The organism is Streptosporangium sp. NPDC006007 (assembly GCF_040614315.1).
Lineage (GTDB): Bacteria > Actinomycetota > Actinomycetes > Streptosporangiales > Streptosporangiaceae > Streptosporangium.
Window position 1 is genome coordinate 40,129 of the sequence record NZ_JBEXUG010000022.1, and the last position, 14,570, is coordinate 54,698.

The following is a 14,570-nucleotide window of genomic DNA, read 5'->3' on the forward strand; positions in this document are numbered from 1 at the left end:
TCTGTTCTGCGACACAAGGAACGATCATCATGAGTTCTGTCATGCGCGATCACCGCGCCCCTCACCGTGACACCCCCGCCGCGCACTCCGACGACCATCTGACGGTGCTCGCCCTGGCCGCGCGCGAAGGAGCCCCCGCGGACGTCGCGGCCTTCACCGGCGCGGTGTACACCGACGTACGGAGATTCATCGCCTACCTGGCCGGCGCCCACTCGGCGGAAGACCTCACCCAGGAGACCTTCGTACGCGTCCTGCGGAGTCTGCCCGGGTTCGCCGGCCGGTCATCGGCCCGCACCTGGCTGCTGTCCATCGCCCGGAGGGTCGTCGTCGACCGGTTCCGCTCCGCCGCCTCCCGCCCGGTCGTCGCCGACCTCGCCGACTGGCAGGCGACAGCCGAGCGGTGCCAGCCCCGGGGGCTGCCGGGCCGCGAGGACGGTGTGGCCCTGGCCGACCTCCTGGCCAGGGTGCCGCGCGAACGGCGTGAGGCGTTCATGCTCACCCAGCTCATGGGCCTGCCGTACGCCGAGGCCGCCGCGATGATCGGATGCCCGATCGGCACGGTGCGCTCCCGCGTGGCCCGTGCCCGCAGCCAGCTGATCGCCTCACTCAAAGCCGCCGACCAGGCCGCCTGATCGAAAACGCCCTCCGCGGAAGGGCTCTCCCGGACCGGGTCGCCTCCGGCCCGGGAAAAGTCACGCCGCTCCGGAGTCGCCCCCCGGGGCCGGAGGGGTCACAGCGGCTCGGACCGCCCGTGGAGAAGCAGGTCGCGTAGCGCGTCCCGGTCGGGCTTGCCCGCCGGGGTCAGCGGCAGCCTCTTCACCAGCAGCAGGCGCTCGGGGTGCTTACCCCGCTCAAGCCCCTGCCGGAGCAGATGAGACGCGAGACCGGCGAGATCAGGTGTCCGGCCGGGACGCGGCACCACACAGGCCGCCAGCCGCTCACCCATCACCTGGTCGGGCATGCCCAGGCATATCACCTCGCGCACCTCGGGATGGTTGGCCAGCGCGTGCTCCACCTCGGCCAGGCTGATGTTGGCGCCACCCCGGATGACGACCTGTTTGACCCTGCCGACCAGGCGTAACCGCCCATCCGCGTCGATCACCCCCAGGTCTCCGGTGCGGACCCAGCCGTCCGCCGTACGGTAGCGCCGGTTCAGCTCCGGCGCGCCGACGTAGCACATCGGGCTCATCGGACCGCGCGCGATGATCTCTCCGACCCGCCCCCCACCGTCGTCGTCACCGTCGTCGTCCGGGGCGGGAGCGATCCGGATCTCCGTCACCCGGGGATCCGGCAGGCCCACCACCACCCCGGGACCAAGGCCACCCGCCACGGGTCGCCGGAGCCCGCTGTGGCAGTTCACCCCGTCGGCCGAGCCGTACAGGTTGACGACCGGGCACCCGAACGCATCACCCGCCTCCGCCTCCGTGGCCGCGTCCAGCTCGGCGCCCCCCAGGACCAGCGCGGTCATCGGCGGCATCGGCCCGCCCCTCGGCTGGTCGAGCATCATGCGGACCATGGTCGGTACGGCCAGCACATGGCTGGGCCGGTGCTCGACGATCGCGGCGAGCGCGGCCCGAGGCGAGAAGTGGTCGAGCAGAACCAGGCAGCCCCCGTGCCTGACCAGGGTGACGGCGGTACCGTTGCTGCCGAAGGCGGAGGCCAGCGGAACCAGGAACAGGCAGCGCGGCGGGTCCGTGCCGGCGATCAGCGTGGCCATGAAATTGCCCCGCCCACCCGCCAGCGCGTTGTGCGAGTAGGCGACCATCTTGGGCTCGGACTCCGAACCGGAGGAGACCAGGATGCGGGCCGCGCCGTCCGGGTCGGGCCTGGCCGGCACGAAGGCGCGGCCGTCGGCGGCGAGCACCTCACCCCACGCCACACTCCCCTCCGGGACCTGAACGCACGCCACCCCGTCCCCCGAAGCCTCACTCCACGCCGCACCGCCCTCCGGGGCTTGGCTCCACGCCACGCCACCCTGCGGAGACCGCCGCGGACCGACGGCGACGACGGCCCGCAGACCGGGCAACCTCTCGGCGGCGGCCACGAGCTCACGGGCGGGTGCCGTTTCCCGGTGCTCAACGGCCGCGATGACGGCACGCGCGCCGGAACGGCCGAGCAGGGAGACGGCCTCGGCGATGCCGCGCCCGACCGGGAACGGCAGCGCCACGGCTCCGAGCGCGGCCAGCGCCAGGTCGGCGACGACCGCGTCCCGGCCGTTGGGCAGCTGGACGCCGACGACGTCGCCCTCGCAGACGCCGAGCCCCCGCAGCCCGGCCGCGGCGCTCCTGGCCAGCCGATCCAGCTCGGCGTAGGTAAGCTCGCCGTCCGCGTCGATCACCGCGACGCGGCCGGGTGCCGCGAGGCGGTGGACGCGGAACAGCGCGTACAGGTCGAGGTCCGGGCATATACCGTCAGCGGCCCATTCGCGTCTCAGCGTGGCGGGCACCAGGTCGTCCAGGCGCGGGATCATGCGAACCTCCAGGGATCGGGTACGGCCAGGGCTCCGTGCTCGTCACGGGTGAGGGCGGACGTGAAACGCGGATCGGCGGGCAGGGTGTCGAGGGCGGTCGTCACGGAGGTCGCCCGCAGCCCTCCAGCGCGGAGAACGGCGAGCGCCTCAACGGTGGTCAGCCCGGTGAGCGGGACCGCGTCCACACCAGGCACGGCCAACCCGGTAAGCGAAACCGCGTCCGCTCGCCCGGCGCAGTCGTCGGCGACGGCCACCCAGCCGTCCGCCGTCCGCAGCGGGCCGCGGAATCCGGCCGGCGATCGCGGGGCGGCACCGGACGCGGCCCGGCGCAGTGCGGGCTCGGTGAGCATCTCGGCCGCCCCCAGCAGCGAGGAGTCCACCCGCACCCCGCGTCCCACACGCTCACGCAGCAACAGCCCGGCCAGCACCGCCTCGGCGCCCAGCAGCCCGCCGAGGACGTCGAGCAGGGTCATCAGCGACGGGGCGGGCGGCTGGTCGGCGGGCCGTACGGCCTCGCCCACCCCGGTGCGGGCCTGGACCATGAAGTCGGTGCCCAGCGGGGCGTCGGCCAGCCTCCCGGCCCAGCCGCTGGTGTAGGCGTAGACCAGGCCGGGATTGACCGCCGACAGATCACCGTCGTCCAGGCCGAGACGCTCGGCGGTGCCCGGGGCCCAGTTGTGCAGGAACACATCGGCGTCCGCGACCAGGTCACGCAGCCCGGCCCGGCCCGAGGCCGACTTGATGTCGATCTCCACCGCGCGTTTGCCCCGGTTGAGCGCCAGCCAGCGGGCCGACAGATCGCCGCACGTGGGCGGCATGCCGCGCAGCGGATCTCCGCCGGGCGGTTCGATCCGCACCACGTCGGCACCGAGCAGGCCCAGCAGGTGGGCGGCCAGCGGTGCCTGGATCCGCCGCCCCGCCTCCAGGACCGTGAGCCCTGTCAGCGGACGGACGCCCCCCGTCGACCGCGACGCCCCTGAGGCAAACGGCCCTGAGGCAGGCGGCCCTGAGGCAGGCAACCCCGACACGGGCGGACCTGAGCCGGGCATACCTGAGCCGGACGGGTCTGACACGGACGGGTCTGAGGCGGGCAACCCTGACACGGGCGGGCCTGAGCCGGGCAGGCCGGGGATGGACGGGCCGGGGATGGACGGGCCGGGGATGGACGGGCCGGGGATCGGGGAGTCGAGGATCTGGGAGCCGAGGGAGAATCGCCAAGGCATCCGTTCGCGGGGTTCGGCCAGACGGTCGGCGAGGGATCGGAGCGCGCAGAGCGACGCCCCCGACTCCGCCGCCGCGCGCCGCACCCCCTCCCAGCCGGTCAAGCGGGCCCGCGCGTGCAGTTCCCCGGGGAGCGGGCAGCACGCGGTGGCGTAGCGGAACTGAAAATGCCTCCAGGCGGATCCGGCGAGGCGTTCGGCCACGCCGAGCGCCCGCCAGAACGCCACCCACACGGCCGGGTCCAGTGTCTCGACCTCGAAGCACACCCCGTCGGCCGTGACGAACGGCGGTCCCCCGGGCGCGAACGGCACCACCTCGTCGTCCTCGGCGGTGGCCGCGGCCAGATACTGGCCGACGGCGAGCAGCCCGGCCAGGTCCACCCCGGTCCGGACGGTCTCGACGGTGACACCTCGCGCACGGCCGATCAACCCCGCCAGGAGCCCCTGGACGGCCAGCACCGAGCACGCGGTCGTCAGATAGTCGGCGGCCAGGCCACGCGGCTCGCCGTCACGGCGCCCGTGGACGTGCATGACCCCGGTCGCCGCCTGCGCGGTGGCCTCGTCGGTCACCTCGCCGTCCGGGGTGACCTCCGCCCAGGAGATCTCGACGGTGAGCGGGCGTCCGTCCGTGTCCACGAGCGACACGATCCCCGGCCCACCCGATGCCGTCGCCCCGGAGCCACCCGAGGCCGTGCCCCCGAAACCACCCGAGACCGTGCCCTCCGGCCCGTTCGATGCCGCACCCCCGGAACCACCCGAGGTCACGACCTCAGAACCATCCGGAAGCACCGTCCCGGAATCGTTCGAGGTCACGTCCTCGGGATCGTTCGAGGGCACGGATCCAAGGCCGGAGGTGGCCGACGGGGCGTCGGCGGGGTCCGGAACGGGGCCGACTGCGCCGAGCAGGGCGAGATGGCGGGCCGCGACGGTGGTGAGGGCGGGTGGCCCGGCCGTCCGCAGCCCGATGCCGGCCAGTGGACGCACCACTCCGCCGGTGACGGAATATGTCATAACTCTCCTCTCCCTCGGGGGTGGCCGCGAGTCGCGCCTGATGCGAACGGGAACTCGGAGACGCGTTCACGCGACCTGTTTCACAGCAGGAAGTCGGATGGATTTTTCACTCAGTTCCCGACATGTATGGAGTTGGAATGTCACAGCAGGCCGACGTCATGACCGATCCCGAGGGATCCGGCTGGGGCGCGCCCGCCTGTCCGCCTCACGTGCTCAAGGTCCGCGACCGGGTGGCCGCGTTCGTCCGCGAGCGTGTGATGCCGTACGAACGGAAACTGGACTCGGGGGGCGGCGCCGCGCGGACGCTCCTCAGACGCCTCCGGCACGAAGCACGGGCCGAGGGGCTGTGGGGGCTGCCGCTCCCGGCCGAGCTGGGAGGCACCGGCCTGTCACTGACGGAGTACGCGCACGTGGCGGAGGCGGAGGGGGCGAGCGATCACGGCCCCGCCGTACTGGGCTCCACCGCGCTGCTGGACGCGACCGTCCTCACCGGACACGCCGCGGCCACCCTGAGAGACCGGTATCTGCCCCAGATCGCCGGCGGGCGAATGACCGTGTGCAACGCGATGACCGAACCGGAGACGCCCGGCTCCGATCCCGGCCTCACCGCCACCTGGGCACGCCAGGAGGCCGACGGCTCGTGGACCGTCCACGGCCGAAAATGGTTCGTCACCGGCGCGGGCGAGGCGGGCCTGGCCGCCGTACTCGCCCGCACCTGCGCCGCGCCGCCTTCCACGACCGGCCTGTCCCTGCTGCTCGTCCCCACATCCGCCCCCGGTTTCCGGGTGGTCCGCGAGCTGCCGATCCTGGGCGCGGGCGGCCAGTGGGAGATCGTCCTGGACGGGGTCAGGGTCCCGCCCGACCATCTGCTCGGCGAGCCGGGCCGGGGACTGCGCGTGATCGCCGAACGGGTACGGCTCGGCCGCCTGCTGCGCTGCCTACGCTGGCTCGGCCAGGCCGAACGCGCCTTCACCCTCATGCGCGACCGGGCCCGTTCGCGGCCGACGGCCTCCGGACGGCTGGCCGACCTCCAGCTCGTCCAGCGGCTCGTCTTCGAGGCGCTGCTCGCGATCAGGACGACACGTCCGCTGGTGTTCGAGGCCGTCGCCCGGGTGGACGCCGGGCTGGACGCCCGGATAGAGACCGGCCTGGCCAAGGTGGCCTCCGCCCGGATGCTCCAGCAGGTCAGCGACGCGGCCATCCAGATCCACGGCGCGGCCGGCCTCGGCCCCGACACCCCGCTGCCCGCCCTGTTCCGCACCGGCCGAATAGCCCGCCTCCTCGACGGCCCCGACGAACTGCACATCACCTCGGTGGCCAAGCGGGTCCTCGGCTGAACCACATCCGCGAGACACCGGCGACTCACCGGCGGCAGCGCCCACCACACTCCCCCGCCCGGAATCACCAATAAATACGACAAATACCCAAAAAGACCTCATCTTCTAAGGGCAATTCGGGGGTTCTTCGCGCGTGACGCCAAATCCGCCCCTGGAGCTCCAACAAAACACCATTCACTGGACAACCTGATGCCCCAGCGAATCGTCTCAATTGTGTCCTTCCTTCTCTCCTGGAGCGCCTCTTGCTTAGAAAAATGCTGATATCCGCAGCTCTGGTCGCCTCCGCCGTGATCATCCCGACAGCAGGTCTCCCCGCCGCAGCCTCCACCCAGGGGCACGCCGCCACCACGACGGCCGCGTGCACCTACCAGCGGTCCGGCAACCACTGGAACTGCGTCACCCCGGGCGCGTTCTGCCCATGGGCCGCCCACGGAAAATACGGCTACGCGAAGACCACAAACCGCCGTTACAGGTGCAGCGAGTACAGCAACGGCCAGTGGCGCTGGAAGCGCACCTAACCCGTAACCGACCCCGCCCTCCCGGAGGAGCCACGCCCGGCGAACCCCGGAGAGAGAAAACGGGTGAGCGGCGATAACCGCTCACCCGTCCTCCACTTCGAGGCGAGACCACCCGACGAGAACAAGAAGACCCGGCTCGTCGGCTTCCCCCAGGGCGGGACCGCCTCCCCGATCTCACGGGATCGGGGTACGTCACGCCCCGGACGCGGGGAGAACGACAGCGACGCGACGCGCCTCCTACCTGGTCGCAGCCGCCTCATCGGCCTGGAGTACGGCCAGGCGGGCGCGGGCGCCGGCCAGAGCGGTGAGCGCGCCGGGATCACCGGGACTCTGGACGATCAGATCCTCATACAGCTCGATGCTGCGGCGGCACAGACCGATCTCCAACTCCCGGCAGTGCCGGACATCGGCCCCCGGGTCGGCGGCCATGACCTGGAGCTGGGACGCGGCCTGGGCGATCAGGGCGGAGCGCTCGGCAATGCTCATCGGCCGCAGCCCCGCGGTGATCGGCTGATCGCCATGGTCGATTTCGTCGAGTTCGCGATGGGCGACCACCCAGGCATCCAGGTGTGCGACGAACCGGGCGAGATCATCGGCGGTGGTGAATATCTCGTGAGCGCGCTCGGGCCTCAGCCAGGCGTGCAGGAACCGCTGCTGAAACTCTCTGCCGACCCGCCCGTAGCGCTCGTGGGCGGCCTGACCTCCGACCTCACCCAACGCGACACCGATGCTCTCCCATGTGGTGCCTCTGAGGTGTTCATAGACCACGGCGGCCTCCAGCAGGCGGCGGGCCGTCTCGACCAGGCGGGTGGAGTCCTTGACGAACTCACCCTCGGCGGCATGAGCATCGGACGTGGTGGGCACCAGGTCACGGGCGGCATCGGCCAGCTCACAGGCCTGCTCCGCGAGGACCAGCCGGGCGAGACTCGCCTGGGAGTAGGCCGCCGACCTGTATCTACTTATTCTCTCCCCGGATTTCCGGGATTCCCCGGCGGGGGAGGAAAACGAGGTGACATCACTCATGTGTCGAGGTAAACCCAACGAAGGAAAGGCGTCAAGATTTCCTCGGCATAAGTTCCTGAATTCGAAGAACCGAGGAACACCCCCTCGCCTCGACACATGACACAAGGGGCCTCCATGTCTCCCCACATAAAACAACACCTCATATTCACACACCCTGAACCGGTCACGCCGGTTCACCTCCACAGGCGTGGGGAGGACTGTAGTTGCCCGCGTTGAGGCTGGAGCCGTCGAGTCCGTGCTAGCACGAACGTTGATTACGCACCTGACCTCAACAGGGAAGTGCCTATTAACAGCAAAAACGTCCCGCCGGTCGGTGACCGGCGGGACGTCGCCGTGTCCGGCTCAGGCGGATCGGTCACCCATCGTCAGAGCACGCAGTTCCCGCACAGCGGGCAGCGCACGCGCCTTCTCCGGAGTGACGTCCAGCACGATGCGAGCCGTCGCCCTAACCCGTACATCCCGCCGTGCGACCGGGAGCGCTTCCACGAGTCTCAACGCCTGCTGTGCGCCTTGCTCCGGGTCCGTGCGAGCATTCAGCGCCGCATTGTGCAGCGCTATCAGAATCGCCGTACGGTGCTCCGCTGGATAGAGGCCCTCGGCGGCACGCTGTGCTTCGGTGGCTCGCTTGGCATCTCCGGCGAGCGTGTAGATCAGACTTTGATCGTAGTAGGTCCCGCAGAGAGCCCAGTTGGAATCCAGGCTGATGATCTGAGACGGAAACTGATCGAACACATCTTCGGCCTTCCGTAAGGCGGCCACCGCTTCGGCATGACGACCCAACGTCGCGAGAGTCTGCGCTTCGGCACAGAGCGCGGCTACGAGCGGCACACTGGGACGGTTTCCGGCGAGACGGCGAGCCTGCTCGGCCAGGAGAAGCACGTCATCGAGGTTCTCGCCCGGATCTTGCCTCCGGTAGAGCACTTCCCGGCCTGTCAGCCATGCCGCCAGCAGGGTGTCTCCGGATCGTTCGCTCAGGGTCCGTGTCTTCGTCCACCAGCGGTGTGCTTCGCGGCGGTTTCCCAGGTCGAACCATTTTCCGGCGATCAGGGCCGCGTGGCGTGCGGCGGCGTGGGCGAGGTCACTCTGTACCGGCTCAGGTTGAGCCCGGCTCAGGTGAGGGGCCATGTCGGTGAAGTCGGCGGCGAGCGCGGCCAGGACGACGGCGGGTGGATCGACGTACGCCCGCTTGGCGTGGATGTCTGCGGCGTCCTCCCAGTCGTCGATCATTTCCTGTGACACGCTCGCACCAGGAATACGTGGTTGGGACGCCTGCCAGGCGTCGGTCAAGGCGGCCAGCGCGGGTGCGACCGTACCGCCGACGGCGACGGCTGCGGCATCCCGCATCAGTCGTCTGCGCTCCATATCCTCGCCCTCATCCCGGGTTGAGGCTTTTGCTTCGAGAATAACCTTTCGCCATCGGTCGGCGTCGGTCATGGCGGCACGCAGCCCCCGGGTTACGAGTTCGCCTTTGGCGTCGAGTTCGGCGTCAAGGGCCGTGATCGCCTCGGCGGGCGGGCGGTTCTTGCCCTGCTCCCATTTGCCGATCAGTGAGAAGTGCCATCGGATTCGCTCGGCGAGATCACGCAGGCTCAGGTCGCGCCGCTCTCGCCATGTCCGCAGAGTGCGGCCGAACTCCTGCCATTCGGCCGAGGTGGTCGATGTCGATTGTCCGGTCACGTCTGCCCTCGCGATCCGTCTCATGCGTCGCACCGGCGCCGGCGCGACGTGGTGTGCCTTGTCGCACACTCTCCGTGACATCAACTATGGCAGCAGTCAGCGTTACGTAAAGCGGAACCCCGCAGGCGAGCAGGCCATACGGGGCTCCTTGATCGCAAAAGAGGTGCGATCCATGAGTGATGTTAGGGCCGCCGTGCCCGCACCCGCCATCCCCGGCTGGCAGGTGTTCCTCAGCGACAGGGGCCGCTTCTGGGCCAGCCGCCGGGAGCCGTTCTCCCTCCAGGCCGCCTATGCCGGGGCCGAGCGGACGGTGGACGCCGACACCTTCGAGCAGTTGCGGGCCGAGACCGCCCGTCAGGAGGAGACGGCGGCGGCCCAGGCGGTGAGGTCGTGATGTGGCGCCGCGACCCCCGCGACTCCCACCCCTCCGGTACTTCCGGCCGTCACCGCGCCGGGCAGGCCCGCCCCACGACGGTGCACCGCCGCCTGTGGGACGGCCCGGCCCGAGCCCAGGCCGAACGACTCGCCCAGGCGTGGCCGAGCTGGACCGTGCTGTACGGCGTGGGCAGCCGACGCTTCTACGCCCTGGCCACCTGGGCGACCTCCGAACCGCTGATGATCGAGGCCGCCGATGCCGAGGAACTGGAGAGGCGGATGTACGAGGCGGTCATGGCCGTGACCACCCGCCGCGAGATCTCCCTCACCGCCCCGACCACCCCGGCCAACTCGACCGCCCCGGCCCCTCCGACTACGTCGGCACCCCCGGCCGCCCCGACCGCTTCGGCGTCCCCTGCCGCATCGGCGCCCCCGATACCTCCGGCGTCCTCGCCTCTCCCGACGCCCCTGGCGTCCTCGTCTCCTCCGAGCAGGCGCGGCGGCGTCCCTTCCCCGGCATCCGCCGCCGCGCCCCACCACCCCTACCGGGACGCGGCCTAAAAAGCCGGCGTGACGGCACGCACGCCCCCGTAGCGCGTCATCGCGCCCACCGCCGTGCGACCCGGGCCGGAGGGGTCCCGGGCCGCACCCCAGCGCGGCCCTCTCCCGGAGGGGGAAGAGGGCCGCACGCACCGGCCGGACCGCACCCCCGGCCCGGCCGGTGCACCCCTCCAAGCGCCCTGGCCGGCCGCGCCCGCCGTACACACCGCGCTCGCCGTACACACCGAGATCCTCGACTGCGTCCGCCCATACCCCCGACCCCCACCAGGAGATCCCCATGAAAGGCATCAAGGTCATCGGTGGTGACGGCTCCGCCCTCATCACCCCCTTCCCCGTCCTCCCGCCCCGGTTCGAGGCGCTGCTCACCCCGACCGAGGTCGCGATCATGTTCCGCGTCGACCCCAAAACCGTCACCCGCTGGGCCCAGGCAGGAAGACTCACCAGCATCCGCACCCTGGGCGGGCACCGCCGCTACCGCAGAGCCGAAGTCCTCGCCCTCCTGGCGGACAGCACCTACAAACGCGGCGAGTGACGAGCCGCCACCCGGGAAGTCCCCTCTGACCCCGGACGGCTCGTGATGATCCGCTCCGCGAGCCGTCCGGGCACCACCCACCGTCTGGTTCACCCCCACAGGCGTGGGGAGGACGTTCGTGAAACCCTTACGGCAGGCCGAGCCAGCGGCTCACCCCCACGGGCGTGGGGAGGACTCCGCGCGGTGGAACAGCTCGTCGCCGAGCCACGGCTCACCCCCACGGGCGTGGGGAGGACCAGCGCAGAGGTGATCCGCGCAATCGGCTCCGCGGTTCACCCCCACGGGCGTGGGGAGGACGCCGCCGCCCCGGCCTGGCCGAGCAGCTCCGCCGGTTCACCCCCACGGGCGTGGGGAGGACACTTCCTGACCTGCCGTTTCACATTTGCACTTGAAGTTTCCGACAAGCGCGACACAGTAGCTGAGCACCCACATAGCAAGCCTACGGCCCCGGTCGCGAAAGGTCAGCGCACAGTAGCAACGCGGCCATCGGCTACCGCAGGCTGCTGCCGAGGGTGGCCAGGACGACCAGGGGGCGGGACGTCGCCTTGCACAGCAGAGGCCAGTCAGTCGTCCAGGGCGGCCACCGCCGACGTGATGAGGTTGCGGGCCGCCTTGCCGTACACCGCGAGCTCCGCCATCTTCGTGAACACCTTGCCATACATGGCGATCTCGTGGGGCTGCGTGATCGTCAGATGCCCCGACACCAGTTCCACGGTGACCTCATCGTCGTCGAACATGAAGAACGACTCCGTGGGCCACATGCGGGAGCGGTCGACCCCGAGGGGGATGATGCCGAGCGACACGGACGGCATCACGCTCGCGGTGAGCAGGTGACCGAGCTGGGCGGCCATCACCTCACCGCCGCCGATGGGAGCGCGGAGAACACTCTCCTCCAGCACGACCGCGAATCGGTGGTCGCCCTCCTGGACCACCCGCTGCTTGTCCAGGCGCACCTGTACTGCCTCAGTCACGTCGTCGGGGACGCTCCGGCGCAGCATGAGCGCCGTAAGCACCGCCGCGATGTAGGGGCCGATCTGCAACGGCCCCGGGATCAGCTTGGACGAGTAGATCCGGAATCGCCGTGTCCGCTCCCACAGAGGAAGCACCGCCTCTTGAGCCTGGCGCAGCCCGCTGCGCTCCGTGTGCCGCCACTCGACGAACATGCCCTCGATCGTCTCCAGCGAGGCCACCAGTTCGTTCGCCTGCTCCGGCGCACCGCAACAGCGACACCAGATGCGGATGTCGGCTGCGGCCGGGCGCCGGCGGGCGTGCTCGATGCGGCTCACCTTGGAGGCGTGCCAGCCTGTCAGCCGCGCGAGATCACGACCGGACAGGCTGGCTTCTTGCCGAAGGTGGCGGAGTCTCGCCGCCAGGAGTTCGAGCGCCTGCTGAGCGCTGGAGGACGTTGGGCGCACGGGCTCAGGCTGGCCGATAGTCCTCGTGCGGGGTGGCACGCTGCCATACGGCCTCGAACGCCTCCGCCTGCTGCTTGACCACGATGGGATCGGTGACGAGCTCCTCTCCCACCTTGTCACCCACCCCGCTGAAGTAATGAACGAGCAGCGTGCTGCCGTCGAACAGCCAGAAGTCGTTCGCGGGCAACATCAGATCCGTGGCCTTTCGGCGGGGCAGCCATCGCACATGCTCCCCCGCCCGTATGTTCGGGACGGTGACGTCGTACTCGTACCGGATGTAGGGGCTGATCGGCTCCGATACGACGCGCGCTCGCTGTACCTCAACGCCCCGGCCTACAGCGTCGACGATGTTCTGCAGCCATGGCCGCCACCACGAGGAACGGTCATCCAGGTCGATCCTGTGCCCGGATTGCCAGGCGCTGAGGTCGGGATCGTTCAGGGTGTAGCCGTCGCGCATCTCCAGATGCCAGGCAGAGCGCTGACAGGCGGTCAGGAGTTGCTTAAGCGTTGCTGTTGCCGCCACCGGCTACCTCCGGGAAGAACTGCATCATGCGCTTGGGGAAGCGGATCAGCATTTCGCCCTCGGGCATGTCGCCCACATGCTGGAGAGTGGCGGTGTCGGTGATGGTGAAGCCCTGCAGGATGTAGTCGTCACCGTCCTCCCAGACGGTTGGCGAGTCGCCGTCGGGGCTGTCGGGATCCTTGCCGAGAAATCGAAGTGCCATGGGATGCCTCCTGCTGGGGATGGAGTGCCTGTGTGCCGTAGCTTGCGCCCGGCCGTGCTCTGACCTCAACACGATTGCCAGAAATTGCCAATCGCCATCCGCTTTGACGCGGTACGGGCCTGGCGCGCGCAAGGTGCGGCAACGACATTGAGCTGTTCAGAACGGCATCCATACCTTGTCAGCATGGACAGCTGCGGGTCCGCAACCCCACATCGCACGCCGCTCCGGACGTCACGATCAGACCTGTCGGCGGCGGCTCCGTGACACGGCGCCGGCCCGAGCCGAGAAGTCCAGACAAGTCCGACACCTTCCTCAAGGGAAGGGGGCGGCGCGGCTAACCCTGGAGCGGCCGACCGACAGCCACCATCGACCTGCCCACCACAACCAAAAAAGAGGGGGACCTACCCGTGAGCGACGTGACCACCGACAACGACGTCGAGGAAGCCGCCATAGTGCGCGCCGCCATGGTGCGCGAGCTCCGCGACCAGGGGGCGATCCGGTCTGAGTCTGTGGCGGCTGCCTTCACCTCCGTACCGCGCCACCTGTTCACGCCGGGTGAGCCGCTGAAGGTCGCCTACGCCGTGGACGCCACACCGATCGTCAAAACCGACGGCAACGGTCTGACCCTCAGCTCCGTATCCGCCCCCCATCTCCAGGCCACCATGCTGGAAGCGGCCGCGATCGAACCTGGCATGCGGGTCCTCGAAGTTGGTTCCGGCGGCTACAACGCGGCATTGCTGGCCGAGCTCGTCGGCGACAACGGACGCGTCACCACGGTGGACATCGACCCGTACATCATCGAACGCGCCGGCACGTTCCTGCACGAGGCCGGATACGGCCACGTCCATGTGGTGCTGGCCGACGCGGAGCAGGACGTCCCCATGGCCGCCCCCTTCGACAGGATCATCGTCACGGCCGGGAGCTGGGATATCCCGCCCGCGTGGATCGAGCAGCTTGCAGACGATGGCCGGATCGTCGTCCCTCTCCGGTTGAAGGGGACGACGCGCTGGATCGCATTCGACCGCGACAGCGGGGGCGGCCTGGTCAGCCGTAGCTACGGGTTGTGCGTCTTCGTGCCGTTCCAGGGGGCCGGCTCCCACATCGAACGGACCGTCACGATCGATGATGGGGTGGTGCTGCGCCTCGATGACGAGGATCTCATGGTTGATGCGGAGGCGCTGCGGCGGGCGTTGCACCTACCGAGAATCGAACGCTGGTCCGGGGCCGTGTTCGACATGCCCGACGAGTTGGCGCTGTTCCTGCTCACCAACGCCCCCAACATGGCGCTGCTGTACTCCGGGCAGGAGGCGGTCGACCAGGAGTTGCTCGCGAGCTCGACGCTCAAAGGCGTACCCGTTCTGCTCGACGGCGACAGCTTCGCCTACCGGGCCGCGCGGGAGAACGACGACATGAGCAGCGGATACGAGAGCGGCGTCTACGCTCATGGGCCTGCGGCCGAGAACGTCGCCACCCGGTACGTGGAGCTGCTGCGCCAGTGGGCGGACAAGTACTGCTGGCGCGGCGCCGCGTCCATCCAGTACATCCCCAAGCCCGCCATACCGACGGCCCCCTCTGCCGGAGCCGTCGCGAAGCGGCACGGGACCGTCGTCGTCACCTGGCCATAGACCGCCGGGTTTCCCCGGGCAGGTCCGACGATCTGCCCGGGGAGGCGCCGGGGAATCCCACCCACCCAACGAAGGAGGAAC

The 14,570-nt window shown here is 70.0% G+C and carries 14 protein-coding genes, 1 pseudogene and 1 CRISPR repeat array; of the genes and pseudogenes, 7 read left to right on the forward strand and 8 right to left on the reverse strand.

Annotation, left to right across the window (positions count from 1 at the left end; genetic code table 11):
- Positions 1 to 29 precede the first annotated feature (29 nt).
- Positions 30 to 632: a sigma-70 family RNA polymerase sigma factor gene (locus ABZ194_RS18460; protein WP_355597691.1), complete on the forward strand. Its 603-nt coding sequence runs from the start codon at positions 30 to 32 to the stop codon at positions 630 to 632.
- A 98-nt stretch (positions 633 to 730) separates the two neighbouring features.
- On the opposite strand, the gene ABZ194_RS18465 is transcribed toward ABZ194_RS18460, so the two are convergent.
- From ABZ194_RS18465 to ABZ194_RS18475, 3 genes and pseudogenes are all read right to left on the reverse strand, one after another.
- Complete coding sequence (locus ABZ194_RS18465; protein ID WP_355597693.1) at positions 731 to 2,470, reverse strand: class I adenylate-forming enzyme family protein; 1,740 nt, start codon at positions 2,468 to 2,470, stop codon at positions 731 to 733.
- A complete protein-coding gene (locus ABZ194_RS18470) occupies positions 2,467 to 3,414 on the reverse strand; it encodes a CoA transferase (RefSeq protein WP_355597787.1) in 948 nt (315 codons plus the stop codon). The genes ABZ194_RS18465 and ABZ194_RS18470 overlap by 4 nt, the downstream gene beginning before the upstream one ends.
- Before the next feature lie 312 nt (positions 3,415 to 3,726).
- Positions 3,727 to 4,701 (reverse strand): annotated as a pseudogene (locus ABZ194_RS18475) (CoA transferase); the annotation flags it as partial.
- A 137-nt stretch (positions 4,702 to 4,838) separates the two neighbouring features.
- Here ABZ194_RS18475 and ABZ194_RS18480 point away from each other — a divergent pair.
- Both ABZ194_RS18480 and ABZ194_RS18485 read left to right on the forward strand, forming a co-directional pair.
- Positions 4,839 to 6,038, forward strand: coding sequence for an acyl-CoA dehydrogenase family protein (locus ABZ194_RS18480; RefSeq protein WP_355597695.1), 1,200 nt, complete (start codon positions 4,839 to 4,841; stop codon positions 6,036 to 6,038).
- Positions 6,039 to 6,292: 254 nt separating this feature from the next.
- Complete coding sequence (locus ABZ194_RS18485; protein WP_355597697.1) at positions 6,293 to 6,556, forward strand: hypothetical protein; 264 nt, start codon at positions 6,293 to 6,295, stop codon at positions 6,554 to 6,556.
- A gap of 237 nt (positions 6,557 to 6,793) precedes the next feature.
- On the opposite strand, the gene ABZ194_RS18490 is transcribed toward ABZ194_RS18485, so the two are convergent.
- On the reverse strand, positions 6,794 to 7,579 hold the full coding sequence (locus ABZ194_RS18490; protein ID WP_355597699.1) for a hypothetical protein: 786 nt from the start codon (positions 7,577 to 7,579) through the stop codon (positions 6,794 to 6,796).
- Between the two features lie 342 nt (positions 7,580 to 7,921).
- Positions 7,922 to 9,256: a helix-turn-helix transcriptional regulator gene (locus ABZ194_RS18495; RefSeq protein ID WP_355597701.1), complete on the reverse strand. Its 1,335-nt coding sequence runs from the start codon at positions 9,254 to 9,256 to the stop codon at positions 7,922 to 7,924.
- 172 nt (positions 9,257 to 9,428) lie between these two features.
- Here ABZ194_RS18495 and ABZ194_RS18500 point away from each other — a divergent pair, with 172 nt between their 5' ends.
- The 3 genes from ABZ194_RS18500 (at position 9,429) to ABZ194_RS18510 (ending at position 10,724) form a co-directional block, all read left to right on the forward strand.
- Positions 9,429 to 9,650 (forward strand): hypothetical protein, encoded by a 222-nt coding sequence (locus ABZ194_RS18500; protein WP_355597703.1) that lies wholly within the window; start codon positions 9,429 to 9,431, stop codon positions 9,648 to 9,650.
- Entirely contained in the window at positions 9,647 to 10,192 is a 546-nt protein-coding gene (locus ABZ194_RS18505; protein WP_355597705.1) for a hypothetical protein, read from the forward strand. The genes ABZ194_RS18500 and ABZ194_RS18505 overlap by 4 nt, the downstream gene beginning before the upstream one ends.
- Before the next feature lie 319 nt (positions 10,193 to 10,511).
- Positions 10,512 to 10,724 carry a BldC family transcriptional regulator gene (locus tag ABZ194_RS18510; RefSeq protein ID WP_355597789.1) on the forward strand — a complete coding sequence of 71 codons (213 nt, stop codon included), beginning with the start codon at positions 10,512 to 10,514 and terminating at the stop codon, positions 10,722 to 10,724.
- 89 nt (positions 10,725 to 10,813) lie between these two features.
- Positions 10,814 to 11,082: direct repeats of the CRISPR family, unit length 25 nt; unit sequence TCACCCCCACGGGCGTGGGGAGGAC.
- 205 nt (positions 11,083 to 11,287) lie between these two features.
- Here ABZ194_RS18510 and ABZ194_RS18515 read toward each other — a convergent pair.
- From ABZ194_RS18515 to ABZ194_RS18525, 3 genes are read right to left on the reverse strand one after another with little or no spacing between them, the layout of a single operon-like run.
- On the reverse strand, positions 11,288 to 12,139 hold the full coding sequence (locus tag ABZ194_RS18515; protein ID WP_355597707.1) for a helix-turn-helix transcriptional regulator: 852 nt from the start codon (positions 12,137 to 12,139) through the stop codon (positions 11,288 to 11,290).
- Between the two features lie 4 nt (positions 12,140 to 12,143).
- The gene (locus ABZ194_RS18520) at positions 12,144 to 12,662 is read right to left on the reverse strand and encodes a DUF6879 family protein (RefSeq protein ID WP_355597709.1); all 519 of its coding nucleotides are present in this window, start codon (positions 12,660 to 12,662) and stop codon (positions 12,144 to 12,146) included.
- Positions 12,640 to 12,864: a hypothetical protein gene (locus ABZ194_RS18525; RefSeq protein ID WP_355597711.1), complete on the reverse strand. Its 225-nt coding sequence runs from the start codon at positions 12,862 to 12,864 to the stop codon at positions 12,640 to 12,642. Before ABZ194_RS18525 ends, ABZ194_RS18520 begins: the two co-directional genes overlap by 23 nt.
- Positions 12,865 to 13,271: 407 nt before the next feature.
- On the opposite strand from ABZ194_RS18525, the gene fxlM reads away from it, so the two are divergent.
- Positions 13,272 to 14,489: a methyltransferase, FxLD system gene (fxlM, locus tag ABZ194_RS18530; RefSeq protein WP_355597713.1), complete on the forward strand. Its 1,218-nt coding sequence runs from the start codon at positions 13,272 to 13,274 to the stop codon at positions 14,487 to 14,489.
- Positions 14,490 to 14,570: the final 81 nt, after the last annotated feature.

Excerpts from the sequence above, each read along its gene's own strand:
- ABZ194_RS18460 (WP_355597691.1), top strand. The coding sequence starts at position 30 with ATGAGTTCTGTCATGCGCGATCACCGCGCCCCTCACCGTGACACCCCC.
- ABZ194_RS18465 (WP_355597693.1), bottom strand. The coding sequence starts at position 2,470 with ATGATCCCGCGCCTGGACGACCTGGTGCCCGCCACGCTGAGACGCGAA.
- ABZ194_RS18480 (WP_355597695.1), top strand. The coding sequence starts at position 4,839 with ATGTCACAGCAGGCCGACGTCATGACCGATCCCGAGGGATCCGGCTGG.
- ABZ194_RS18485 (WP_355597697.1), top strand. The coding sequence starts at position 6,293 with ATGCTGATATCCGCAGCTCTGGTCGCCTCCGCCGTGATCATCCCGACA.
- ABZ194_RS18490 (WP_355597699.1), bottom strand. The coding sequence starts at position 7,579 with ATGAGTGATGTCACCTCGTTTTCCTCCCCCGCCGGGGAATCCCGGAAA.
- ABZ194_RS18500 (WP_355597703.1), top strand. The coding sequence starts at position 9,429 with ATGAGTGATGTTAGGGCCGCCGTGCCCGCACCCGCCATCCCCGGCTGG.
- ABZ194_RS18525 (WP_355597711.1), bottom strand. The coding sequence starts at position 12,864 with ATGGCACTTCGATTTCTCGGCAAGGATCCCGACAGCCCCGACGGCGAC.